This window comes from Ensifer sp. ENS09, from assembly GCF_014852425.1.
Taxonomy (GTDB): Bacteria; Pseudomonadota; Alphaproteobacteria; order Rhizobiales; family Rhizobiaceae; genus Ensifer.
The window spans coordinates 1-596 of sequence record NZ_JACVBP010000018.1 but is presented as its reverse complement, the minus strand read 5'-3'; the positions used below and the strand labels follow the sequence as shown (position 1 = coordinate 596).

The 596-nt window shown below is 65.3% G+C and carries 1 protein-coding gene; it reads left to right on the top strand.

From position 1 onward, the window contains the following. The coding region (locus IB267_RS33030) for an isocitrate/isopropylmalate family dehydrogenase (RefSeq protein ID WP_246810939.1) at positions 1-596 on the top strand (596 nt) is incomplete at both ends.

The following is a 596-nucleotide window of genomic DNA, read 5'->3' as shown; positions in this document are numbered from 1 at the left end:
CCCGGCGACGGCATCGGCCCGGAAGCCATGGCGGAAGTCCGCAAAATCATCGCCTACATGAATGCCGAGCTTTCTGCCGGCTTCGTGACCGACGAGGGCCTGGTCGGCGGTTCGGCCTATGACGCCCACGGTCAGGCGATCTCGGAAGGGGACATGGCAAAGGCGCTCGCCGCCGATGCGGTGCTGTTCGGCGCCGTCGGCGGTCCGAAGTGGGATGCGGTGCCTTACGAGGTTCGCCCGGAAGCGGGTCTGTTGCGCCTGCGCAAGGACCTTGAACTCTTCGCCAACCTGCGCCCGGCGATCTGCTATCCGGCGCTCGCGGCCGCCTCGTCGCTGAAGCCGGAACTGGTCGAAGGCCTCGACATCCTGATCGTGCGTGAATTGACCGGCGGCGTCTATTTCGGCGAGCCGAAGGAGATCGTCGATCTCGGCAACGGCCAGAAGCGCGGCATCGACACCCAGGTCTACGACACCTACGAGATCGAGCGCATCGCCGGCGTTGCCTTCGAGCTCGCCCGCACGCGGCAAAACCGCGTCTGCTCGATGGAAAAGCGCAACGTCATGAAGTCGGGCGTGCTTTGGAACCAGGTGGTGAC